A 21,753-nucleotide genomic window follows, 5' to 3' on the forward strand; every position below is an offset into this window, starting at 1 on the left:
AGCAAGGCTGACTGAACTCCCGTTCGTCATCCCCGCCTGCCTGGGGATGACGATGGGCAATGCCGCATCCCAGCTGAAAGGCATTCAGATGACACAGACCATGATCGACCCGACCGACTTCCGTAGTGCGATGGCAGACTTCCCCTCTGGCGTTACCGTCGTCACCACTCTGGATGAAAAAGGCGCGCTGGTAGGCTTTACTGCCAGTGCCTTTTCCTCGCTGTCGATGGACCCGCCGCTGGTGTTGGTGTGCCCGGCGCTTTCGTCGGCGACCTATCCGCACCTCGTGCGCAACCAGCGTTTCGCCATTCACATCCTGGGCGCGGATCAGCAGGATCTGGCCATGGCCTTCGCCTCCAAGGGCGCGGACAAGGTTTCAGCGCTGGACTGGGGCATGAGCGACCTTGGCAATCCGCTGCTTAAGGGCGCGACCTGCGTTCTGGAATGCACGTTGTGGCGGGAATACGAAGGCGGCGACCACGCGATCCTGGTCGGACAGGTGCAGCGCATCGACCGCGCAGAGGGCGGCGTGCTGCTATACCATCGCGGCAAGATGACCAACCACGCCGTGGCAGGGGTGGAGGCATGACGATCCAGTCGCTGTATCCTTATCGTGATCTGGCTTATGTTGGCGGCGTCTGGACCAAGGGCGAACAGACGCTACCTGTCACCAACCCTGCCACCGGCGAAGTGATCGCCCAGGTTGCGCATCTGGGCGCGGCAGAGGCACAGGCGGCGATCGACGCTGCCGAGGCGGCCCAAGCCGAATGGCGCGCCCGCCCTGCCGGTGAACGCGCGGACATCCTGCTGCGCTGGTATGCACTGATGTTGGAGCATAAGGACGCATTGGCCGCGATCCTCACCGCCGAACAGGGCAAACCGCTGGCCGAAGCGCGCGGCGAGATCGTCTACGCCGCCAGCTTCGTGCGCTGGTTCGCCGAGGAAGCCCGCCGCATCGACGGCGAGGTCATCAACGCCCCGCGCGCCGATCAGCGCATTCTGGTGTGGAAGGAACCGGTCGGCGTCGTCGCCGCGATCACCCCTTGGAACTTCCCTGCTGCGATGGTGACGCGCAAGGTTGCGCCGGCCCTTGCGGCGGGCTGCGCGATCGTGGTGAAACCCGCGCCGGAAACCCCGCTTACGGCGTTGGCGCTTGCTGCGCTGGCGGAAGAGGCCGGGCTTCCTGCGGGCGTGTTCAGCGTTGTCACCGGCGATGCTCTCGCTATCGGCGGCGCCTTCATGGATAGCGTGGTAGTGCGCAAGCTGTCGTTCACCGGCTCCACGGGCGTCGGCAGGACGCTGTACGAGCAGGCTGCACCCACGCTCAAGCGCCTGTCGCTGGAACTGGGCGGCAATGCGCCGTTCATCGTGTTCGACGATGCCGATGTGGACGCCGCCGTCGAAGGTGCGATGCTGGGCAAGTACCGCAATGCCGGTCAGACCTGCGTATGCGTCAACCGCTTCCTTGTGCAAACCGCCGTCCACGACCTGTTCGTGGAACGCTTGCGCCAGCGGGTAGAAGGCCTTGTCGTCGGCAATGGCACCAACGACGGCGTCACTATAGGCCCGCTCATCAATGCGCGCGCGGTGGAGAAGGTCGAGCAGCACGTGGCGGACGCCATCGCGCGCGGCGGCAGGCTGATTGCGGGCGGTGAGCGCAAGGAAGGCCTGTTCTATCAGCCCACGCTGATCGCCGACGTTCCGCGCGATGCGCTTGTAGCCAGCGAGGAAACCTTCGGGCCGCTTGCTGCGGTGATCCGCTTCGAAACGGAAGAAGAGGCGATCCGCCTTGCCAACGACACCGAGTTCGGCCTTGCCGCCTACGCCTATACCCGCGACATCGGCCGCGCCATGCGCGTGGCCGGGGCACTGGAATACGGCATGGTTGGGTTGAACGAGGCGGCGATCTCCACCGAGGTCGCACCGTTTGGCGGCATCAAGGCTTCAGGCATGGGGCGTGAGGGATCGCATCATGGCATCGAAGACTATCTGGAACTGAAATACGTGATGATGGGCGGGCTTTAACCCCCACATCACGGTCCCTGCGGGTCGCAAAAAGGAAGCGCCGGCACCTCGCGGATGCCGGCGCTTCTGTTTCCATCTGGCAGTAAGCCCTTGGGTCAGTCCTGTGCGTCGATCTCGGCGAAAACCTCGCGGGCCATGCGAAAGCTGTCGACGCCTGCCGGGATGCCCACGTAGACCGCGATCTGGAGCAGCACTTCGCGGATTTCCTCGCGGGTCAGGCCGTTGTTCAACGCGCCGCGGATGTGGGCCTTGAATTCATGCCCACGGTTCAGCGCGGCGATCATGCCCAGATTGAGGATCGAGCGACTGCGGCGGTCCAGGCCCGGCCGATTCCAGATCTCGTCCCAGCAGAACTTGGTGGTGAGTTCCTGCATGGCCCAGTTGAAATCGTCAGCGCCATCCAGTGCCTTGTCGACATAGGCATCGCCCAGCACTTCGCGGCGCGTGGCAAGGCCTGCCTCGAACTTGTCGCCGCGTGGGCGGGGGCCGCCGGGAATGTCAGTCATAAGTCTAGTCCTTCGACAATCACGATCTCCACTTCGGCGGCGCCGCGCCGTTTGTCACGGGCGGCGCGATATTCGGGGGAATCGTGGCAGGCCAGCGCGGCCTCCATGCTCGCGAATTCGATCACGACGGTGCGCTCGAAAGGCTGCGGCCCTTCGAGCGCGGCCGACCGGCCGCCGCGCGAAAGCAGCGTGCCGCCGCCCGCGACGAGGGCGGCCGGGCCGATCGCCATGTAGCCGGCGTAGGCCTCCGGGTCGGTCACGTTGACCCGTGCGATCCAGTACGCTTTGGGCATCGTTCAGTCGCCGCCGTTTTCCGAGAACGCAGGTAGCACTTCGTCGATGAACAGGCGCAGGGAATCGCGCTTTTCCTCGAACGACAGGCTGTTATCGACCCAGATGCTGTACTCGTCGACGCCCAGCGCCTCGTAGCTTTTCAGGCGCTCGATCATCTCGGCGGGCTTGCCGATCATCACGTTGCGGCGCAGCGTTTCCGGCACGTATTCCGGGAACCTCTCCGCGTTGATCGGCGGCACTGCGGTCTGGAAGCCATTGACCGGCGGGGTCTTGTTTAGGAACCAGGAACCGAACGAGCGGAAGAAGACCGAGATACCCTCGGCAGCGGCCCGCCAGTCGTCGTCGCCCGTGTGGACGTGGGCGTGCTGGAGCACCATGATCTTGGGACGCTCGGTGATATGCGGTGCGGCGGCGATCGCGTCCTCGAACTTGGTTATCAGATCGGCGACTTCGGCATCCCCTTTGGCGAGCGGCGTGACCATGACGTTGCAGCCATTGGCGACCGCAAACTTGTGCGAATCGGGGTCGCGCGCAGCGATCCATAGCGGCATGCGGGCCTGCACCGGCTTGGGAACGCTGGTGGAGGACGGGAACTTCCAGATCTCGCCGTCGTGCTCGACATCGCCTTCCCACAGGGGCTGGAGCAGGGGCACCATTTCACGCAGGTACTTGCCGCCGTCGGTCGCGGATTCGCCGTTGAGCATGCGGTCGAATTCGAACTGGTAGGCCCCGCGAGCAAGGCCCACCTCGGCGCGGCCGTTGCTGATCACGTCCAGCAGCGCGGATTCGCCCGCCATGCGGATCGGATGCCAGAACGGCGCGATGAAGGTGCCGGCGCCAAGGCGAATGCGGCTGGTGCGGCCAGCCACGGCGGAGAGCAGGGGAATGGGGTTGGGCGAGATGGTGTATTCCATCGCGTGGTGCTCGCCGATCCAGACTTTGTCCATGCCGCCGGCCTCGGCCATGTCGCACAACTCAAGCAACTGTTCGAAGAGGTCGTGGTACGAAACCGAGGCGTCGTAGCGTTCCATATGAAGAAAGATCGAGAACTTCATCGTCTATCCTTTTCCCTCGCCCCGCTCTTGCGAGGTCAAAAATTTCTCTTGCGACTCGTATAATACAAGAATACCGTCCGATGGTATACCAGAAAGCTGGATGTGAGAGGATATCCGAGATATGGCAAGAGCGGGAGAAGCCCCAAGCGCGAGTGCAGGCGCGGGCGTGATCGAGGAAAACAGCGTCGGCTTCGTGCCGCTGGCTGCCCGTCACGGTAAAGTGCGCGACCTGTTCACCCTGTGGTTCACCACCAATATCGCGCCGCTGCCGGTGGTGACCGGGGCGATGGCGGTGCAGGTCTACGGCCTGCCGCTGACCTGGGGAATCTCCGCGATTATCTTGGGGCACCTCGTCGGCGCGCTGGTGCTTGGCGCGTGTTCGGCGCAGGGGCCGCAGATGGGGCTGGCGCAGATGATCCAGAGCCGCGGCCAGTTCGGCCGCTACGGCGCGCTGCTGGTCGTCACTTTCGCCACGCTGCTCTATGTCGGGTTCTTCATCTCCAACATCGTGCTGGCCGCCAAGTCGGTACACGCGCTGCAACCGGCGGTCGGCCTGCCGGTGGGCGCGGTGCTGTGCGCGCTGGCGGCGGCGGGGATCGGCATTCTGGGCTATAACGTCATCCATCTGCTCAACCGGGTGGGCATGTGGTTCATGGGTGCGGGCCTTGTCTTCGCCTTCGCCAACCTGGTCGCTGCCATGCCGAGCGGACTGTGGACGCAGGGGCAGGGCTCGATGATCGGCTGGCTGGCGATGTTCTCGCTCGCGGCGGTCTGGCACATTTCCTACGCCTGCTACACCTCGGACTATTCGCGCTACCTGCCGCCCAGCGTCGGGATCAAGGCGCCGTTCCTCGCCAGTTTCGCAGGCGCCGCTCTGGGCGCAGGCGCATCCTTCACCTTGGGCGCCGTCGCTGTCGCCGGGGCTCCCGCCAATGCCGACCCGATGGCAATCGTCAGCGGGGCGACCGGCATGCTGGCGCCGGTGCTGATGGCGCTGTTCGTGTTCAACATCATCAGCCACAACGCCCTCAACATCTACGGTGCAGTGCTTTCGCTCATCACGATGGCGCAGACGTTCCTGGCTTCGTGGGAACCCGGCCGCAAGGCGCGCGTGGTGCTGTCCACGGTGGTGCTGGCGGGATGCCTGACGGTCGCGACGCTGTCCGCCGACGACTTCGTACCGCGCTTCATCGGTTTCGTCATCGGCCTGATGGTGGTGCTGGCGCCCTGGGCGACGATCAACATCGTCGACTTCTATTTCATCCGTAAAGGCCGCTACGATATCGATTCGTTCTTCCGCGCCGATGGCGGCATCTATGGCCGGATCGACGTGAAGGCGACCGTCGCCTACCTCGCGGGCATCCTTGTCCAGCTCCCGTTCCTGGCCAGCAGCATCTACACCGGTCCGCTCGCCAAGGCGCTGAACGGGCTCGACATCGGCTGGCTCATCGCGCCGGTGGTGACTGCGGGCGTGTACCTCGCAATGGGCGCCGCGCGCCGGGCAGAGCCTGACGCCGCCAGCCTCGCCCCCGCCGAATAAGAACGAAGGAACGGGAAAGCGACATGACCACATCCACTCTCGCCAACGCGCGCCACGCCTTCCTCGCTACCGCCGAGGAGATCATCGACGAGGCGCGCAACGGCCGCATGTTCATCCTTGTCGACGATGAAGACCGTGAGAACGAGGGCGACCTCGTCATCCCTGCGCAGATGGCCACGCCTGAAAAGATCAACTTCATGGCCCGTTACGGCAAGGGCCTGATCTGCCTCGCAATGACCGAGGGCCGCGTGCGCGACCTTGGGCTGGGTCTGATGGCCCCGCACAAGGATCCCAAGGATACCACCAGGTACGGCACTGCCTTCACCACCTCGATCGAAGCGCGCGTGGGCGTGACGACCGGCATCTCCGCCGCCGACCGCGCCCGTACGATCGCCGTCGCCATCGACGGATCAAAGGGCAGCGACGAAATCGTGACCCCCGGCCACGTATTCCCGCTCATTGCCCGCGAGGGCGGCGTACTGGTACGCGCCGGGCATACCGAGGCGGCGGTCGACGTGGCGAGACTGGCGGGCCTCAATCCCTCGGGCGTGATCTGCGAGATCATGAACGACGACGGCACGATGTCTCGCCTGGATGACCTCGTGGCGTTTTCCCAGCTTCACGGCCTCAAGGTCGGCACCATCCGCGACCTCATCGCCTATCGCCGCCGCCATGATAATCTTGTCGAGAAGACGGCGGAAGTCAGGTTCGTCAGTCGCTGGGGCGGTGAATGGAAGGCGATCACCTATCGCAACCGTGCCACGGATACCGAGCAGATCGCGCTGGTAAAAGGCCCGATCGACCCCGACAGGCCAACGCTGGTGCGGATGCATGTCATCTCGACGCTGGCAGACATCTTCGCCGGGGAGAATGCCGGCGCGGGCGTACTCCAGCGCGCGATGGAAACGATCGCGCAGGAAGGCTCAGGCGTCGTCATCGCCATCAACCGTGCCCGCAACGACCGCTTCACCATGGCGCTGAAGGCGCAAGCAGGAACGCTGTCGCCTGCCGACATGGACGAACTGCGCGACTACGGCGTGGGCGCCATGATCCTGAGCGACCTTGGTATCGAGAAGATGACCCTGCTCACCAACACGCACCGTACGCCGGTGGCGCTGGCGGGCTACGGCCTCTCGATCGAAGGCGAACGCGCGGTCAAGCCGGCGGGCTGACGCCCGGGCACCCGCTTCCATAACCCTGAAATTTCAAGCGGCGACTTGCCGCGAAGGAGTCCCATGCTCCCCATCTTCGTTCCCGCAGCGCTGCTCGTCGCTGCGCCTGCCCCTGCGTCCGCTAAGGGTGCCGCAGAAATTCCGGCCTGCCCTGAGGGGCAGCCCTGTACTGCCGCCGTTACGGCGCCGGTTCAGCCGCCCGCCGATCCGGTTCCCGCCGCCAAGGGCAAGCTCGACCTTGGCGTCACCGTGCGCGGCCGTGCGGACGTGCGCTTCAACGACGTGGGCGGCGCCGGCCAGCGCCGCACGTCCAGCCACCTCTCGTTCGATACCGTGGCGCTGACCGCGGACTACGATTCCGACAGGTTCTTCGGCGCGGCGCAGTACCGCTTCTATGGCGCCAGCTTCATCTACGGCAAAAGCGGCGGCTACGAAGGCTATCCGGGCGAAGTGCAGTTCCTGATGTACGCCTATGCCGGCGCCAAACTGAGCGCGGCGGACAGCGTGACGGTAGGAATCCAGCCCGTGCCCTTCGACGACCGCTACTGGGGCGGCTCGATCCTGGATGACCTTGGCTTCGTCTACGGCATGGAGGAAGTGTACAACCTCGGCATCAAGTACAAGCGGCAGACCTCGGACTTGCGTGTGGAACTGGGCTTTTTTCCCGGCAGCGGCCCCGCAGTGATGGGCATCAGCCGGGATGGTGCGCGCTATTCGACCAACATCGCCAAGGCCGACAGTTACCTTGCCGACGGCTCGCAGAACGACGAGCGCAACATGGTCATCGGCAACGTTCAGTACGCGCTCGTCAACCACGGCACGACCAAGCTCAAGGCTACCGCGTCGGGCTGGGTTTCAAGCATCTACAATTTCGACACGCGGCGGACCGGCAGCAAGCACGTCTTTGCCTTCAGCCTGACCGGCTCGCATGGACCGTGGAGCGCGAAGGCGCTGGTGTCGCGGCAGGATATCGATCCGCGCAATCCTGGGCGTAACGACATGATTACGGTCAGCGGGTTCGACGCCAGCTACAACATCGCCGCCAAAGGCACTTACGCCTTCGGGGAGGTGGGCCGCACGGTCGATACCGGCAATCTGCCGTTCGACGTGTTCGTCTATGCCAACTATGGCCGCTTCATGAAGGACGCCGCCGGGTTCAGGGACAGCGAGCGTTTCGACCTTGGCGCGGTGTGGACGTCCAAGGACAAAGGGCGGGTAAAAGTCTATTCCGAACTATTGCTTGGCCGCAATGACCCTTATGTTGGAGCCGGGCAATATGCATCCGGCGCGGCACAGGGCGGAGATGACAAATGGAAGGCAGCTTTCATGATGATCTTCGGATACTATTTTTAGCGCTGGGCAACAGTTTCGACGTTTGGGCCCTGCAATCTATGGTGCGGGCTTGAGATAAATTGCTTGGGCCAACTGCTCATGGTCTTGAAACAGCCGCGCCGGTGCTTTCGTTTGTCGTTAGCGCGAAGGCCGTGATGTCCTGCCGGTGGGGGGAGGGACGTGCGCGCTTCTAACTCGACAGGCAAACATTCCGGGACACCGAACAATGCGGCGTTTATAGGACGTCGGATGCCCGATGATGCCAGCCCTTCTGCTCCGATAACGCGCACGGTGCGCAGGCCGCGTACAGACAGCGCGGTGACCCAGGCAGCCATTCTCGACGCAGCTGAAAATCTTATCGTCGAAGAGGGCTATGCGGCAGTCACCGCCCGGCGGGTCGCTGCGCGTGCCGGGTTGAAGCCGCCTCTCGTTCATTATCACTTCAAGACCACGCAAGCTCTGCTGACGGCCCTGTACCGCCGGGGAGCAGAGCAAAGCCTTCAGCGGCACGCGTCCGCGCTGGCGCAGGACGATCCTCTTACCGCGATCTGGCAGGTAAACGCCGAAAGCGATCGAACCGCTTTAGGGCTTGAATTCATGGCCATGGCCAATCACCACAAGTTCATTCGCGAGGAGATCGCCCGGTACGCGGAACAGATACGTGCGATACAGGTGGCAACGCTCGAACGATATCTGCGCGAGCGCTGCCTCCAGCCCCGCCCCCCATTCGGACCGATGGCGTTGTCGGTCATGCTGGCCGCCATATCGCGGTCGTTGGTGATGGAAGCTGGTGTTGGCATCCATCTTGGCCATGCCGAGGCAAAGGCGGCGGTGGCCGCGCTCCTCGAAAACTACTTCATCCCGGTCAGGCTCGATACCGGCAGCGCTACTTGACGCCAGTCGCGCCCATACTATGCATGTGTTCAATATAAAGCCGGATGGATGTCGGCGTGTATGGAGCAGGCGATGGGCGAAGCGGGAAAAGTAGCGATAGTGACCGGTGCCAGCCGCGGCGCTGGAAAAGGCATCGCGATCGCGCTGGGCCGCCACGGATGCACCGTTTACGTCACGGGCCGGTCTCGGCAGGCGGGCGACCATGCTCTTCCCGGCACGATCTATGAAACGGCGGAAGCGGTGACGGCAGCGGGGGGGCGCGGCGTGCCTGTGCGATGCGACCACGCTGTCGACGTCGAGGTCGAGGCGGTTTTCGCTCAGGTCGAGAAAGAGCATGGCCGGTTGGACATTCTCGTCAACAACGCAGCCGCCATCCACGATGAGCTTACCGATCCTGGCGGCTTCTGGGAGAAGCCCCTGAAGCTTGCGGGGCTGATCGATGTCGGTGTACGCAGCGGTTACGTCGCGAGTTGGCACGCGGTGCAAATGATGGTTCGCCAGAACACCGGACTGATCGTCTTCACTTCGGCGTCGGGCGCCGCGCATTATTCGATGGGGCCGGCTTACGGCGCCCACAAGGCCAGCATGGACAAGATGGCCTTCGACATGGCGAGCGACTTGCGACACGCGGGCAAGAGTGTCGCGGTTGTCTCCATCTGGATGGGGGCCCTTCTTACCGACAGGCTGAAGGCGATCATCGCGTCGGACCGAGAAAAGTATGGTCATCTCGACGGCCGCTGTGAAACTCCGGAATTCACAGGCGAAGTGATCTGGGCACTCTCCAACGATCCTGAACTGCAAGCCTTGAGCGGCTCGACCCTGGTGGGCGCGCAGATCGCCCGAGATTACGGCATCACTGACGCAGGAGGACGCATACCAGCTACCGCGCAGGAGCTTCATCCCGGCCTCAAGCCATTGGCATTCCATCACGCGGTCGTGCGCTAGGTTGATACGATCATGCTTGAACTACATGTATTGAGCATGCGTACAGTACGAAGTCGTGAATGCCCGGCGAAGCGATGGTCGACACACGCATCGCGGGGTTTAGCAGTCATGATGGCGCGCAGGCGTTCGCGAAGGATCAATGCAAATGCAGCAAATCCATTAAACTGAGAGGCAAAACCATGACTGTAGATCTGGAAGCGCTGGCGCGCGACGTAGCCTACCTGAAGGACCGCCTCGCGATCGAGGACTGCGTGCATGGCCATGCACGAGGGCACGACCGGTTCGATGTTGCGCTGATGACCGCGTCCTACCACGAAGACGGTGTCGACGAACACGGCGCTGCCGCCATCAATAACGGCCCCGAGTATGGCGAGTGGGCCAACAAGATCCACGCGCAGGGTGCGCTGCTCAACCTGCACAACATCACGACCCACACCTGCGAAATCGAAGGTGAGACCGCACATGCCGAGAGCTATGTGCTAGTCGGGCTTCTGAACCCCGATGGAGAAACCGTCCGGTTCATCAACGGCCGCTACGTCGACAGGCTGGAAAAGCGGGACGGCGTGTGGCGCATCGCACTGCGCCGTTGTACGCTCGACTTCCTGATCCAGGGTGATGCGTCGCTGCTGAAGTCGCCGTACATTTCGGCGGCGGGCTACATCAAGGGACAGCGTGACCGGAGCGATGTCTCCTACCAGCGCCCGCTCTCGCTTGATAAGGACGTCCAGCGGCTCTGACCATCGGCTTAGCCTGGGCCTGGGTTGGGGCTTAGGTCATGAGAAATATCCCTGCGATAAGGGGGGATGCGTTGCATGCGGACCGCTCGGAATAATGGCGAGGCGCTCAATGCGCCGTGAAACCACCGTCCACGGGAAGCCCGACGCCGACGATGAAGCTTGCGCCCGGGCTGCACAGCCACAGGACCGCTGCGGCCACCTCGTCGGCATGGCCAAGTCTGCCGATCGACTGGTCGCGCATGATCTCGGCCATGGCATCGGCCTGGCCTTCGAGCATGCTGCGCACCATCGGCGTGTCGATGGTGCCGGGACAGACCGCGTTGATGCGCACACCGCGCGGCGCATATTCGACGCCGGCACTCTTGGTCATGCCTAGGACTGCGTGCTTGGTGCCGTGATAGGCGGCGCGCCCCGGCAGGCCCACCAGTCCGCCCAGCGAGGAGTTGTTGACGATGGCGCCAGAGCCCTGCTCGCGCATGATGCGCAGTTCGTGCTTCATCGAGGCCCAGACGCCGCGCTGGTTGATAGCGGTGACGCGCTCGAACAGCTCGATCGGCTCGTCGGCCGCGTCCGAGGGCGGCACCTGAATGCCGGCGTTGTTGAACGCCATGTCCAGCCTGCCGAACTCTGCCACTGTGCGATCGACGGCGGCGGCGACCTGCGTTTCGTTCGACACATCGCAGGCCATTCCGATCGCCTTGCCGCCCTCGGCGACGATGCGCTGTGCTTCGGCGATCGCAAGGTCCCCATCGATGTCGGTAAGCATGACTGCGGCCCCGCTGGCGGCGAAAGCGCGCGCTGCGGCGAGCCCCATGCCCATTCCAGCGCCGGTGACGAACGCCACCTGGCCGGTAAAGTCATATGTCGGATTGGTTATCGTCGATCCTCCCGTTCAAGCCTGCGGGGGGCCGGCAAGGTAGTCCTCGTCGGTAACTTTCTCCAACCAGACGACGTTCTTGCCGTCGAGCGCTTCCTGGATCGCGATATGCGTCATCGCTGTCGTGGGAGTGGCGCCGTGCCAGTGCTTGTGGCCGGGCGGACACCAGATGACGTCGCCGGCGCGAATCTCCACGATCGCTTCGCCCTCGCATTGCGTCCAACCGCAGCCGGAGGTGACGATCAGGGTCTGGCCAAGCGGGTGGGTGTGCCAGGCACTTCGTGCCCCGGGCTCGAAGGTGACCGCCGCGCAGCTATGGCGCGCCGGTTCCGCGGCGACATTGAGGGGATCGATGCGTACCGTGCCGGTGAAGAACGCTTCTGGGCCTTCCTGGGAGGGCTGCGATCCTGCGCGCTTTAATTCCATGCGTGTTGCTCCTGCTGGCGCGATGTCCCGGGATCGGGGCATCCGCTGCTTGCGGCCAGTCGGACCGGCCGTTGAACCAACAAGATAGGCGCAGAGCGGATTCCTGATTAGCGCCCGCCAGCTCCACGCGATGATGTGAAATTCTCATCATGAGGGGCGGGAACCTTCGTCACGCCCGAGTGAACTTCATCTGCAGCGAGGTCTTGCCCGCCGCTGGCTTGGCAGCGAGCGCCTTTGCCGCTTTGCCTTTTTTAGAGGCCCAGAGGTCTGATTTCTCTCACTAGGTCAACAAGCAGGCGCAGGCCCGCAGGGAGTTGCCGCCTGCTCGAATAATAGAGGTGGAAGCCCGGACCCATCGATGCCCAGTCTTCCATCGCGATCGTGAGGGTGCCGTCCTCGACCTGACGGCTCACGCACGGCTCGGGCGCATACATGAGCCCCGTGCCGTTCAGGGCAAGGGTGCGCGCGGTTTGGGTGCTGTTGATCGTCACCGCGCCGGGCACCGCAAACTCGATCTCCGCGCCGTCGCGATCGAACTCCCACTTGTAGATGCGATTGTCGCCCAGCTTGATCTGTATGCAGCGGTGAGCCTCGAGATCGCGGGGATGCTGCGGTTTCCCAAAGCGCGCGAAGTATTCGGGGGCACCGGCCACGACCCAGCGGATGTCAGCAGACAAACGCTGCGCAATCATGTCCTCGGGCACCGTGCCGCCGTAGCGTATCCCGGCGTCGAACCCTTCCTCGATGATATCGACGAGGCGGTTGTTGACCGCGATGTCGATCTGCACTTCGGGATAACGGTCAACAAATATGGGCATCACTGGCCCAAGCAGCAGCATCGCGGCGTCCTCGGCCACGTTCAGCCGAATATGTCCAGAAGGCAGCCCGCGATGACGCTCTAGCACGTCCGATGCCCGGTCGATCGCTTCGAATGGGCCCTGGATGACCGCAAGCAGTTCTTCTCCGGCGACCGTCAGCGTCACGCTACGGTTGGTGCGGTTGAGCAGGCGGACGTTGAGACGGGTTTCCAGCCCCTTGAGAGCGTGGCTCAAGGCCGATGCGGTGACGCCTACTTCCTGTCCCGCACGGCGAAAACTGCGGTGCTTCGCGATGGCGAGGAAGTAGGCAAAATCGGCGAGGTCCGCCCGGCTGAATTGCATCGCGGTTCTTCTGTTCCGGACCCAAAATGGCATCTGCGGTGGCTGACGTGTGGCGAACGATGATGAGCTTTATACATCATCGCGCAATCACGGCCAGATTAAGCAGCGCCATTTCATCGGAAAGCTTTGGATGTCAGTCCTCTTCAGCGATCTCGATGCTGCCGAGGTTGAGCAGCGCCACGATGACGGCCACCGTGGACTGCGATTTCACGTCGTCGGGACCGACCGTGATCTCATCAATTGCGCACAGGCGTTCGGCGAACAGGGCGCACTCGTCCGCGCAAGGGTACGAGTGGCCATCGACGAACAACATCACGGACCCGGCGCTCTCGCGGACGAAGGAAAATCGGCTGGCGGGGTTGCGGGTCAGGCAAACCGGAGCCGAAACCAGTGCGCAAAGATCAGCGGCATCGATAGGCACCTCCGGCGCCCAGTCGATATCGAGGTTCTTGGGCATCGAGTTGTACTGGCCGAACCACCGTGCGAACGCCTGGCGGTCCTGAAGTTTCTCGGTAATCATCGCGTGCAGACCGGCGAGCGCTTCAGGCGCGATCTCACCGGGGTTGTCCTGCAAGGCCAGATCAGGGTCGGCGTAGTGGAGGTCGCTTTCCGACTGGTCCAGCAGATGCTCGGTCCATTGGACGACCAGTTCATCGCGCGACGGCGCGCGAAAGCCTATGGAGTAGGTCATGCAATCGTCGCCGATGGCAATGCCGTTGTGCGGGATGCCGGGCGGTACGTAAAGAATATCGCCGGGTTCGAGAACCCACTCCTGCGTCGCCTCGAAGCTGGCGAGCAGGCGCAAATCGTCGTGTGGCAGCAGTTCGGTCCGATCATCGCACGGTGCGCCAACCTGCCAGCGCCTTTTACCAAGGCCCTGGATCAGGAACACGTCATACTGATCGAAGTGCGGGCCTACGCCGCCCTGGTCAACTGCGTAGCTCACCATGACATCGTCGATCCGCCAGTTCGGAATGAAGCGAAACGAGTCGAGCAATGCGCTGACTTCCGGCACATGATGGTCGACGGCCTGGACGAGAAGGGTCCAGGGGGCGCCTTCCAGTTCGCCAAAGCGAGTTTCGGCAAACGGGCCGTGCTCAAGGGCCAGTGCGCCATCAGCCTGCGTGATGAGGCGGGATTCGATGCCATCTTCGCAGGCCAGGCCCGCCAGTTCGTCGGGCTCCAGCGGATTGTTCCACGAGGCCCAGGGGTTTTTGATCAGCAGCGGCTTCTTCTGCCAGTAGTCGCGCAAAAAACGGTCGGGCTGGAATTTACTGACTTGCACAGGATCATTGCCTCAAGGAATTCGGGAGCATGGAGCGCGCTTGCGGAGGTAACGTCACCGCCGCGGCCAGTGGCTCGCGAAACTGCTTACCTGATTGCGGGGCGCGGCGGAAATTGATGCCTATCCCGTTGGATCATGGGGGGGCGAATTGCCAGAATAATTCGGGCCGGCCGCCGGAAGAGAGCCGTGCATGTCGGCGTTCCGGGCAAAAGCGGGCGCAATTCAGGAGGTAGGCAGGAAGGGGGCGGCGGGCTCCTAGCGTCCAGGTTTACCGGCCGCATTGGCTGGTTTTGCAAAATATGTTTCGTAAAATATAATATCAGGATTGCATTTGGGACCTGCGCAACTGGCTTGTTTCCGGGGATTTTTTCGTAGCGCTCTAATTTTTGCAACGCGATATGCAAATCATTGCGTTTGATGGAGCAGGTCAAATCGGTCAGCGGTCGTTCCATCGACTGCGAGAGAATAACCATGGCTACTGCACTACTCGAGAAGCCTCACGACGAGATCATCCTGCCGCGAGGCTGCACTTTCGAACCCGAGGACTGGGCGATCCTCGCCCGTCACTGGTATCCCGTGGCACTGGCGCGCGAGGTGGGCGAGGCGCCCATCGGCACCAGGCTGCTCGACCAAGGTCTCGTCATCTACAAGGCGGACGGCGAGGTGGTCGTGGCGCCCGACATCTGCCCGCATCGCGGTGTGCCGCTAAGCCTGGGGACGCAGGCCGAAGGGGGCGTGGTCTGCGCCTATCACGGCCTGCGTTTTGGAGCCGGGGGGCGCTGCACCCATGTCCCCGCGCACCCGGCCAAGGACATTCCCGCGCGCTTGCACCTGAAAACCTTCCCCAGCGTGGAGCGCTATGGCCTGATCTGGACCTGCCTCCTGCCCGACGCGGACGAGCCGGCGCCGGGCGCCATCGCCAGTATGCCGCACTGGGACGAGCCGGCTTTTCAGCAGATCGTCTGCCCCTGGATCGATATCAATGGTTTCGCTGGGCGCCAGATGGAGGGCTTTCTCGATGTCGCGCATTTCGCCTTCGTGCACACCGATACGTTCGGCGATGTGAACAATGCCGAAGTCCCGGCCTACAAGACGAAAGTCACAGGCTATGGTTTCGACGCCGAATACTGGAGCACGGTCGGCAATTATCCGATCGGGGTCGAGGGCAAGGGCGTGCCGGACTTCGACTGGCTGCGGCATTTCCGCTGCCACCTGCCGTTCACCGCCACGCTGGAGATCCACTTCCCCGGCGAGGACCGGCTGGTCATCATGAATGCCGCTTCGCCGGTTTCGGCCCGCGTGACGCGGTTGTTCGCACCGATGGCACGCAATTTCGATACCGATCTGCCGGTTCAGGATGTCTACGATTTCAACTTGCGCGTGTTCGAGGAGGACAAGGCGATCGTCGAGGTGCAGATGCCCGAGTGCCTGCCGCTTGACCCGATGATGGAAGCACACATCCCGGCGGACATGAGTTCGATGACCTATCGCCGGGGCCTCAAGGCCATGGGCCTCAGCCGCTTTTTCATATCCTGAGCATGCGGCGGGGCAGGGCGTTGGATATTGGAAATCCACCCCGTTTCGCCCGGCCGCAGCTTCGGCGGTTTTTTGCGAACGGCTGCTGAAGGAGTGACGCTTACCCCAGGGCGGCGTTGACGATCCGCGTCTGGGTGAAGTCCTCCATGCCTTCGATACCCTGCTGGCGGCCGATGCCGGACTGTTTGGCGCCGCCGAACGGGACGTCGAACGGCAAGTCAAGGTGCTTGTTGACCCAGACGGTGCCGCTTTCGATCCGTGCGGCGACGGCGATCCCGCGCTCCACGTCCGAGGTCCAGACAGTGCCGCCAAGGCCGAAGTCGCTGTCGTTCGCGCGGGCAATCGCATCGTCGAGGTCGTCATAGGCGAGGACGGGGAGGACCGGCGCGAACTGTTCTTCCCGCACCAGGCGGGCGTCGTCGGGCAGGTCGCGCACGATGGTGGGCGCGATGAAGTAGCCATCCCGCGATGAGGGCTCGCCGCCCGCGACTATGGTGCCCCGCGCGCGGGCGTCCTCGATCAGGGTCAGCACTTTTTCGAACTGGGCGCGGTTCTGGATCGGGCCGATCGTCGTGCCTTGCTTAAGCCCGTCGCCGACGACGGCCTCTGCGGCCAGCCGCGCCAGTTCCTCGCACAGGGCGTCCATCATCGCGCGCGGAGCGTAGACACGCTTTACGGCCAGGCAGATCTGGCCGGAATTGGTGGTTGCTCCCGCGAAAATGGCAGGCGCGACCTTGGCTACGTCGGCGTCGTCGAGGATGATCGCGGCGTCGTTGCCGCCCAGTTCCAGCGTGAAGCGCTTGAGCGTGTCGGACGCGCTTGCCAGCACTTTCCTGCCAGTGGGTGTGGAGCCGGTGAAGCTGACGTGGGCCACGCCGGGATGAGCGCTGAGCATGGCGCCCAGATCGTTGCGGTCTACCAGGGTCTGGAACACTCCGGCGGGCAGGATGGCGGCGGCGATCTCTCCCAGCAGCAGGGTGCTGAGCGGGGTGGTCGGCGCTGGCTTGGCGATCACGGTGTTGCCGGTGATGAGCGCCGGGGCCACCTTCAACATCATCAGCAGCAGCGGGTAGTTCCAGGGCGTTATCGCGGCGACCACGCCCAGCGGATAGCGCTGTTCGACGATGCGATCCTCGGCGGTTTCGCGCAAGGTGCGCGGGGCCAGTTTCTGCTCTGCATAATAGCCCAGCGCGGCGACAGTGCCCATGACTTCCTGCCGCGCCTGCTCCAGCGGCTTGCCCTGTTCCTGCGTCAGCAGCCGGGCGAAGTCTTCGGCGCGCGCCTCGATGGCGGTAGCAAGCTGTTCCAGATAGCCGCGCCTCCCTGCGCAATCCCGCGCCGCCCACGCCGGAAAGGCGCGCCGGGCAGCGGCGATGGCCAGTTCCGCCTGCGCTTCATCAGCGCGGGGCGCCGCGGCGAAGGGCCGCCCGGTGGCCGGATTGACCACCTCGATCGCCGATGCGCCGTCCACCAGCGCGCCGTCTATCAGGAGCTTGTATTTCATCGTCAAATGCCTTCCTGCCGGGGGCCATGGTTCTAGGGCGCGCATTACGTGCGGTCCACCGCCTTGCGCTCCGCGCTGGATGCGCCATGAAGCTTTGAACGCAGACCAACCAAGGGCTGGACCAGCCACCATGATGACTTCCAAACGCCCGCCATCCGCATTGCGCGCCTTCCTGCGCAGCGAGGCTGCTGGCGGCATCCTGCTCATGGGGGCTGCGGCTCTGGCGCTTGTCGTCGCCAACAGTCCGCTGGCCGACACCTATTTCCACACCCTGCACTTGATGGTCGGGCCGATGTCGCTGGCGCACTGGATCAACGATGGGCTGATGGCGCTGTTTTTCCTGCTCGTCGGACTGGAGATCAAGCGCGAGTTCGTCGACGGGCATCTCTCCAGCTGGGCGGACCGCGCCTTGCCGGCCATCGCGGCGACTGCCGGCATGATCGTTCCCGCGCTGATCTATCTGGCGATCGCGGGGCCCGCGCCGGGGCTGGCGCGGGGCTGGGCGATCCCGGCGGCGACCGACATCGCCTTTGCCATCGGCGTGATGGCCATCCTGGGCAGCCGGGTGCCGGCCTCGCTCAAGCTGTTCCTCACCACGGTCGCCATCGTCGACGACATGGGCGCCGTCGCAGTGATCGCGCTGGCCTATACCAGCGGCATCCACGGCCCGGCGCTGCTGGCGGCGGCCGTCATCATGGGCGTGATGTTGGTGCTTAACCGTGCGGGCGTGCAGAAGCTGTGGCCGTACCTTGGCCTTGCCGTGCTGCTGTGGCTGGCGGTGCTGCTTTCGGGTGTCCACGCGACGATCGCGGGCGTGCTGGCGGCCAGCCTGATCCCGATCCGCGTGACCCCGGGCGCGCCCGACAGCGCGGAATCGCCGCTGCACCGGCTGGAGCACGGCCTGCACAAGTGGGTCGCATTCGGCATCGTGCCGTTGTTTGGGTTCGCCAACGCGGGTGTCTCGCTCAAGGGCCTGGGCATGGAGCATCTCGTCGCTCCGCTGCCGCTGGGCGTGGCGGGCGGCCTGTTCCTGGGCAAGCAGTTGGGCGTGTTCCTGGCCGTGTGGCTCTGCGCGCGTTTCGGCATCGCCCAGCGCCCCGGCGGCGCGACCTGGCTGCAGACTTACGGCATGTGCCTGCTGTGCGGCATCGGCTTCACGATGAGCCTGTTCGTGGGCGGACTGGCGTTCAGCGATCCGCTGCTGATCGACGAGGTGAAGATCGGCGTGCTGGGCGGATCGCTGGTTTCGGCGCTGGCGGGATACCTGGTCCTACGCTTCGCCGCGCGCAAGAAGGTCCCGGCGTGAGGGCGCGGAATCTGCGCATTAGGGGCGGGCTGGCCAAGCGGGACCTGTTTGATTAGCCTCGTAGGCATGTTTGCCCGAATCCTGAATTCGACTCTGCTGCCTGCGCTGACGGGCCTGCTGATTTCCGCCTCCGCGCTGCCGGCTCTGGCCGACGAAGCAGCCCCTCCGCCGGCGCTGTCGGCGGAGCCCACCCGGGTGCTCGACCGCGCCGGAGAGCAGCGCCTGCTGGCCAACAAGGGCCTGACCCTGCAGTGGCTGGACTGGAATACGCGCGGCACCGCCTATGTCCGGCGCGACGGCGAGACCCTGCGGCTGCGCGGTGCGCAGGCCGAGGCGGGTGGGCCGGGCCGCCTGTTCCTGGACGGCACGATCAGCGAGATCGGCGCCGGCTATTTCACCTTCGACGGCACGATCGAGATCACCGACACGCCCGACAAGGGTCGCTCCTGCAAGAAGACCAAGACCTGGCACTTCGCGGTTACCCAGAACCGGAATTACTACCGCCTGCGAGAATTCGAATGGTGCGATGGGCTGACAGACTACATCGATATCTACTTCTGACGGCTGGTAATGAAAGTACGTGGATGCGCATTTTTCGAACAGCGCTGCAGCATCATCCGTGCTATGCGCAAGGGCATGATTTCTCTCACCAATGACGGTGCGCGGCCCGGGCTGCTGCGCATTCCTGTGCCGCGCTCAAGCCGAAGGGGTTTGTGATGGCAACGGGCGAGCGTCCGCACGGCACCTTCGAGGATGCGCTGGCGCTGCTGGTCGGCGGCCTGCTGATCGCGCTGGGGCTTGCGATCCTAAACGCGGCGGGATTGGTGACGGGCGGCATGGCGGGCGTCGCGCTGCTGGTTGGACATTATCTGCCGCGCGACCTGCAATTTCCGCCGGGCCTGCTTTTCGCGCTGCTGAACCTGCCGTTCCTGGTGCTGGCCTTTCGCGCCATGGGATCGCTGTTCACGTTGCGCACGGTGGCGGGCAGCGCGGCCATAGCGGCATTGTCGATCGCGGTCGGCCATACTTTGGAGTTGCAGGTTCGTGACCCGGCGTTGGCCGCCATCGGTGCGGGCTGCCTGCTGGGCATGGGCACGCTGGCCTTCGTTCGCCACGGGACCGGCGTGGGCGGCATCGGCGTTGTTACGGTATGGCTCAGCCGCAAGCGTGGCTGGAACATCGGCCGCACCCAGTTGTCGATCGATATCGTGATCCTTGCCGCTGCTGCCGCGATGATGCCGCTGGTCAGCGTGGCCTGGTCCACCCTGAGCGCGGCGTCGATGGGGCTGGTCACCGGACTGTGGCTGCGTCCGGGTCGCTACGCGGGATTTTCGCCGTACACGGTGGATCGCGGCCGGTTGAAAGAGGCCTTGAAAAGATCGCGGCGTGGGCAGGAAGATCCCTCGTAATCACCCCCCGTGCGGCGCAAATGCATCATGCGGGGCCGCTATCGTGAAACTGTCATGACCTGTCATTAACGAGCGCGACTTTCCGGGGCTTGGGGGTTCGCGTGCTGTCGTCGATCAGGGATTTGGAGGCACAGCCCGGAACTGCGCCGCGTCAGGACGGGTGGGACGCGGTCCAGACCGCCGTCCAGCGCTATGTTCGCGGGCGTAGCGGACGCCACGATATCGCCGACGACATTGCGCAGGAAACCGTCGCACGGCTGGTCGAACTGGGCCGCACGCAGCAGATCGGCAGCGTGTTCGCGCTGGCATTCCGTATCGCCGACAACCTGCTGACCGACATGCATCGCCGCGAGAGGCGTCTGTCCGACGAAGTGGACGACGAATGGCAGAGCGAGGAACCCTCGATGGACCGGGTGCTCGATTCCCGCCGTGCGGTCGATGTGTTCAATCGCTGCCTGCGGCGAATGCCGCCCTTGCGGCGCGAGGTCCTGATCCGGCGCCGTTTGAACCAGGAAAGCTGCCGCTCCATCGGCGAAGACCTTGCGATCAGCGCCAAGGCCGTCGAAAAGCACATAACGCGTGGTATGATCGACTTGCGCAAGGCGCTCGAACAGGCCGGCGTCGATCTGGTGGGGCAGGACTGATGGGCAGCGAATTCCACGACATCGACTGGCAGGCCGCCCGCTGGATCGACCGCATGAGCCGGCCCGTGCAGGACGCCGAAATGGCGGCCGAGTTCGACCGCTGGATACTCAAGGACCCGCGCCACGTCGAAGCATATGCGCGGCTGAGTGCGATATGGCAGTCCGAGGGGCTGCATCGCGCCCTCAGGGATAACGGCGAGACGATCGCGGCTTCTAGGGAGCCTATCGCCTCGAACGATGATGACTACCGACCGGGCCGTGCATGGCGGCGGGCATTCACAGGCCGCTGGGCAGGGCTGGGCGTCGCCGCGCTGGCGCTGGTGCTGGGCGTGGTCATGGCGCCGCGCCTGCTGGTGGAGGAAGCCGCCTTCGCAACGCCGCGCGGCACGACGCGCGTGGTCGCCTTGTCCGATGGTTCGACGATCCGCATGAACGGCGCCACGCGCATCGCGGTGCGGATCACGCCCTGGTCGCGCCATGTGGCGCTGGAAGCGGGCGAGGCGTTCTTCGACGTTGCGCACGAACGGCTGCGCGGCTTCTCGGTCGATACCGGGGGCGCCAGCGTTTCGGTGCTGGGTACGGCTTTCGATGTGGACCGACTCGACGATGATACCCATGTCGTGCAGGTCTATCGCGGGCTGGTCAGCGTGGATGCCGGGGCCGGGCGGCAATGGCGCCTGCCGGCGGGCAGCGGTCTAGAAGTATCGGGCGAGCGGGTGCGCAGCCTGCGCGGCGTGACCGGGCAGCGCCCCGGCTGGACCAAGGGGTGGTACGAAGCGAACGACACGCCCGTGCTGCAACTGGTCCAGCGGCTCAACCGCACATCGGCCCGGCCCGTGGCGCTGTCCGATCCGGCGCTGGGCGAACTGCTGGTGACCGGCCGCTTCCAGACCGACCGACCGGCCGACGTGCTCGACGCGATCGCGGCGATCCACGACTTGCGCTGGCGCGAAGAAGGCGGCGCTTACGTTCTGTCGCGTTAAGGCGATTTTGGCGAACCGGCGCGGATCGTGAGTGTCACGAGAAATTCATTAATAAGACGCGGAAATGTAAGAAAAAATATTTGTCGGGTTTGGGAACCGAACTCCGTCTGCCCCATGATCGGT

General features: G+C 64.2%; 22 protein-coding genes. 14 read left to right on the forward strand and 8 right to left on the reverse strand.

What is annotated here, in order from left to right; all coding sequences use genetic code 11:
* The first annotated feature begins 88 nt into the window (after window positions 1–88).
* Complete coding sequence (locus tag TQ38_RS05245) at window positions 89–589, forward strand: flavin reductase family protein (protein ID WP_240197966.1); 501 nt, start codon at window positions 89–91, stop codon at window positions 587–589.
* Entirely contained in the window at window positions 586–2,025 is a 1,440-nt protein-coding gene (locus TQ38_RS05250; protein WP_043976773.1) for an NAD-dependent succinate-semialdehyde dehydrogenase, read from the forward strand. The genes TQ38_RS05245 and TQ38_RS05250 overlap by 4 nt, the downstream gene beginning before the upstream one ends.
* A gap of 95 nt (window positions 2,026–2,120) precedes the next feature.
* On the opposite strand, the gene TQ38_RS05255 is transcribed toward TQ38_RS05250, so the two are convergent.
* The 3 genes from TQ38_RS05255 to TQ38_RS05265 are packed head-to-tail and all read right to left on the reverse strand — an operon-like array spanning window position 2,121 to window position 3,880.
* Window positions 2,121–2,531 (reverse strand): carboxymuconolactone decarboxylase family protein, encoded by a 411-nt coding sequence (locus tag TQ38_RS05255; RefSeq protein ID WP_043976775.1) that lies wholly within the window; start codon window positions 2,529–2,531, stop codon window positions 2,121–2,123.
* Window positions 2,528–2,824, reverse strand: coding sequence for a DUF1330 domain-containing protein (locus TQ38_RS05260; protein ID WP_043976776.1), 297 nt, complete (start codon window positions 2,822–2,824; stop codon window positions 2,528–2,530). The genes TQ38_RS05255 and TQ38_RS05260 overlap by 4 nt, the downstream gene beginning before the upstream one ends.
* A 3-nt stretch (window positions 2,825–2,827) precedes the next feature.
* Entirely contained in the window at window positions 2,828–3,880 is a 1,053-nt protein-coding gene (locus TQ38_RS05265; RefSeq protein WP_043976777.1) for an LLM class flavin-dependent oxidoreductase, read from the reverse strand.
* A 121-nt stretch (window positions 3,881–4,001) separates the two neighbouring features.
* Between TQ38_RS05265 and TQ38_RS05270 the strand changes: the two genes are divergently transcribed.
* The 6 genes from TQ38_RS05270 to TQ38_RS05295 all read left to right on the forward strand — a co-directional run bounded on the left by TQ38_RS05270 (window position 4,002) and on the right by TQ38_RS05295 (window position 10,500).
* A complete protein-coding gene (locus TQ38_RS05270; protein WP_043976778.1) occupies window positions 4,002–5,420 on the forward strand; it encodes a cytosine permease in 1,419 nt (472 codons plus the stop codon).
* A gap of 23 nt (window positions 5,421–5,443) precedes the next feature.
* A complete protein-coding gene (gene ribB / locus TQ38_RS05275) occupies window positions 5,444–6,592 on the forward strand; it encodes a 3,4-dihydroxy-2-butanone-4-phosphate synthase (RefSeq protein WP_043976779.1) in 1,149 nt (382 codons plus the stop codon).
* Between the two features lie 63 nt (window positions 6,593–6,655).
* Window positions 6,656–7,945 (forward strand): hypothetical protein, encoded by a 1,290-nt coding sequence (locus TQ38_RS05280; RefSeq protein WP_043976780.1) that lies wholly within the window; start codon window positions 6,656–6,658, stop codon window positions 7,943–7,945.
* Window positions 7,946–8,173: 228 nt separating this feature from the next.
* On the forward strand, window positions 8,174–8,818 hold the full coding sequence (locus tag TQ38_RS05285; RefSeq protein WP_043976781.1) for a TetR/AcrR family transcriptional regulator: 645 nt from the start codon (window positions 8,174–8,176) through the stop codon (window positions 8,816–8,818).
* A gap of 72 nt (window positions 8,819–8,890) precedes the next feature.
* Window positions 8,891–9,763 (forward strand): SDR family NAD(P)-dependent oxidoreductase, encoded by an 873-nt coding sequence (locus TQ38_RS05290; protein WP_043976908.1) that lies wholly within the window; start codon window positions 8,891–8,893, stop codon window positions 9,761–9,763.
* A 59-nt stretch (window positions 9,764–9,822) separates the two neighbouring features.
* Window positions 9,823–10,500 (forward strand): nuclear transport factor 2 family protein, encoded by a 678-nt coding sequence (locus TQ38_RS05295; protein ID WP_205316076.1) that lies wholly within the window; start codon window positions 9,823–9,825, stop codon window positions 10,498–10,500.
* Window positions 10,501–10,606: 106 nt separating this feature from the next.
* Here TQ38_RS05295 and TQ38_RS05300 read toward each other — a convergent pair whose 3' ends face one another.
* From TQ38_RS05300 to TQ38_RS05315, 4 genes are all read right to left on the reverse strand, one after another.
* The gene (locus tag TQ38_RS05300; protein WP_240197967.1) at window positions 10,607–11,344 is read right to left on the reverse strand and encodes a glucose 1-dehydrogenase; all 738 of its coding nucleotides are present in this window, start codon (window positions 11,342–11,344) and stop codon (window positions 10,607–10,609) included.
* Window positions 11,345–11,392: 48 nt separating this feature from the next.
* Complete coding sequence (locus tag TQ38_RS05305) at window positions 11,393–11,803, reverse strand: cupin domain-containing protein (RefSeq protein ID WP_043976782.1); 411 nt, start codon at window positions 11,801–11,803, stop codon at window positions 11,393–11,395.
* A 251-nt stretch (window positions 11,804–12,054) separates the two neighbouring features.
* Window positions 12,055–12,963, reverse strand: a complete 909-nt coding sequence (locus tag TQ38_RS05310; protein WP_043976783.1) for a LysR family transcriptional regulator — start codon at window positions 12,961–12,963, stop codon at window positions 12,055–12,057.
* A gap of 133 nt (window positions 12,964–13,096) precedes the next feature.
* Complete coding sequence (locus tag TQ38_RS05315; protein ID WP_043976785.1) at window positions 13,097–14,248, reverse strand: cupin domain-containing protein; 1,152 nt, start codon at window positions 14,246–14,248, stop codon at window positions 13,097–13,099.
* Window positions 14,249–14,719: 471 nt separating this feature from the next.
* Here TQ38_RS05315 and TQ38_RS05320 point away from each other — a divergent pair, with 471 nt between their 5' ends.
* A complete protein-coding gene (locus TQ38_RS05320; protein WP_043976916.1) occupies window positions 14,720–15,784 on the forward strand; it encodes an aromatic ring-hydroxylating dioxygenase subunit alpha in 1,065 nt (354 codons plus the stop codon).
* Window positions 15,785–15,884: 100 nt separating this feature from the next.
* Here the strand turns inward: TQ38_RS05320 and TQ38_RS05325 are convergent, their stop codons facing one another.
* Window positions 15,885–17,288, reverse strand: coding sequence for an aldehyde dehydrogenase family protein (locus TQ38_RS05325; protein ID WP_043976787.1), 1,404 nt, complete (start codon window positions 17,286–17,288; stop codon window positions 15,885–15,887).
* A gap of 130 nt (window positions 17,289–17,418) precedes the next feature.
* Between TQ38_RS05325 and nhaA the strand changes: the two genes are divergently transcribed.
* The 5 genes from nhaA to TQ38_RS05350 all read left to right on the forward strand — a co-directional run bounded on the left by nhaA (window position 17,419) and on the right by TQ38_RS05350 (window position 21,630).
* Window positions 17,419–18,594: a Na+/H+ antiporter NhaA gene (gene nhaA, locus TQ38_RS05330; protein WP_113941887.1), complete on the forward strand. Its 1,176-nt coding sequence runs from the start codon at window positions 17,419–17,421 to the stop codon at window positions 18,592–18,594.
* Window positions 18,595–18,660: 66 nt separating this feature from the next.
* Window positions 18,661–19,155: a hypothetical protein gene (locus TQ38_RS05335; RefSeq protein ID WP_043976788.1), complete on the forward strand. Its 495-nt coding sequence runs from the start codon at window positions 18,661–18,663 to the stop codon at window positions 19,153–19,155.
* Between the two features lie 155 nt (window positions 19,156–19,310).
* Complete coding sequence (locus TQ38_RS05340) at window positions 19,311–20,003, forward strand: YitT family protein (RefSeq protein WP_052505826.1); 693 nt, start codon at window positions 19,311–19,313, stop codon at window positions 20,001–20,003.
* A 101-nt stretch (window positions 20,004–20,104) separates the two neighbouring features.
* Window positions 20,105–20,647 (forward strand): RNA polymerase sigma factor, encoded by a 543-nt coding sequence (locus tag TQ38_RS05345; RefSeq protein WP_162792212.1) that lies wholly within the window; start codon window positions 20,105–20,107, stop codon window positions 20,645–20,647.
* The gene (locus TQ38_RS05350) at window positions 20,647–21,630 is read left to right on the forward strand and encodes a FecR domain-containing protein (RefSeq protein ID WP_052505827.1); all 984 of its coding nucleotides are present in this window, start codon (window positions 20,647–20,649) and stop codon (window positions 21,628–21,630) included. Before TQ38_RS05345 ends, TQ38_RS05350 begins: the two co-directional genes overlap by 1 nt.
* The last annotated feature ends 123 nt before the right edge of the window (window positions 21,631–21,753 follow it).

This window comes from Novosphingobium sp. P6W (assembly GCF_000876675.2).
In the GTDB taxonomy this organism is placed as follows: Bacteria; Pseudomonadota; Alphaproteobacteria; order Sphingomonadales; family Sphingomonadaceae; genus Novosphingobium.

Excerpts from the sequence above, each read along its gene's own strand:
- TQ38_RS05285 (WP_043976781.1), top strand. The coding sequence starts at position 8,174 with ATGCCCGATGATGCCAGCCCTTCTGCTCCGATAACGCGCACGGTGCGC.
- TQ38_RS05260 (WP_043976776.1), bottom strand. The coding sequence starts at position 2,824 with ATGCCCAAAGCGTACTGGATCGCACGGGTCAACGTGACCGACCCGGAG.
- TQ38_RS05250 (WP_043976773.1), top strand. The coding sequence starts at position 586 with ATGACGATCCAGTCGCTGTATCCTTATCGTGATCTGGCTTATGTTGGC.
- TQ38_RS05325 (WP_043976787.1), bottom strand. The coding sequence starts at position 17,288 with ATGAAATACAAGCTCCTGATAGACGGCGCGCTGGTGGACGGCGCATCG.
- TQ38_RS05265 (WP_043976777.1), bottom strand. The coding sequence starts at position 3,880 with ATGAAGTTCTCGATCTTTCTTCATATGGAACGCTACGACGCCTCGGTT.
- TQ38_RS05280 (WP_043976780.1), top strand. The coding sequence starts at position 6,656 with ATGCTCCCCATCTTCGTTCCCGCAGCGCTGCTCGTCGCTGCGCCTGCC.
- nhaA (WP_113941887.1), top strand. The coding sequence starts at position 17,419 with ATGATGACTTCCAAACGCCCGCCATCCGCATTGCGCGCCTTCCTGCGC.
- ribB (WP_043976779.1), top strand. The coding sequence starts at position 5,444 with ATGACCACATCCACTCTCGCCAACGCGCGCCACGCCTTCCTCGCTACC.
- TQ38_RS05270 (WP_043976778.1), top strand. The coding sequence starts at position 4,002 with ATGGCAAGAGCGGGAGAAGCCCCAAGCGCGAGTGCAGGCGCGGGCGTG.
- TQ38_RS05310 (WP_043976783.1), bottom strand. The coding sequence starts at position 12,963 with ATGCAATTCAGCCGGGCGGACCTCGCCGATTTTGCCTACTTCCTCGCC.
- TQ38_RS05255 (WP_043976775.1), bottom strand. The coding sequence starts at position 2,531 with ATGACTGACATTCCCGGCGGCCCCCGCCCACGCGGCGACAAGTTCGAG.
- TQ38_RS05340 (WP_052505826.1), top strand. The coding sequence starts at position 19,311 with ATGGCAACGGGCGAGCGTCCGCACGGCACCTTCGAGGATGCGCTGGCG.
- TQ38_RS05305 (WP_043976782.1), bottom strand. The coding sequence starts at position 11,803 with ATGGAATTAAAGCGCGCAGGATCGCAGCCCTCCCAGGAAGGCCCAGAA.
- TQ38_RS05335 (WP_043976788.1), top strand. The coding sequence starts at position 18,661 with ATGTTTGCCCGAATCCTGAATTCGACTCTGCTGCCTGCGCTGACGGGC.
- TQ38_RS05350 (WP_052505827.1), top strand. The coding sequence starts at position 20,647 with ATGGGCAGCGAATTCCACGACATCGACTGGCAGGCCGCCCGCTGGATC.
- TQ38_RS05295 (WP_205316076.1), top strand. The coding sequence starts at position 9,823 with ATGCCCGGCGAAGCGATGGTCGACACACGCATCGCGGGGTTTAGCAGT.
- TQ38_RS05320 (WP_043976916.1), top strand. The coding sequence starts at position 14,720 with ATGGCTACTGCACTACTCGAGAAGCCTCACGACGAGATCATCCTGCCG.
- TQ38_RS05290 (WP_043976908.1), top strand. The coding sequence starts at position 8,891 with ATGGGCGAAGCGGGAAAAGTAGCGATAGTGACCGGTGCCAGCCGCGGC.
- TQ38_RS05245 (WP_240197966.1), top strand. The coding sequence starts at position 89 with ATGACACAGACCATGATCGACCCGACCGACTTCCGTAGTGCGATGGCA.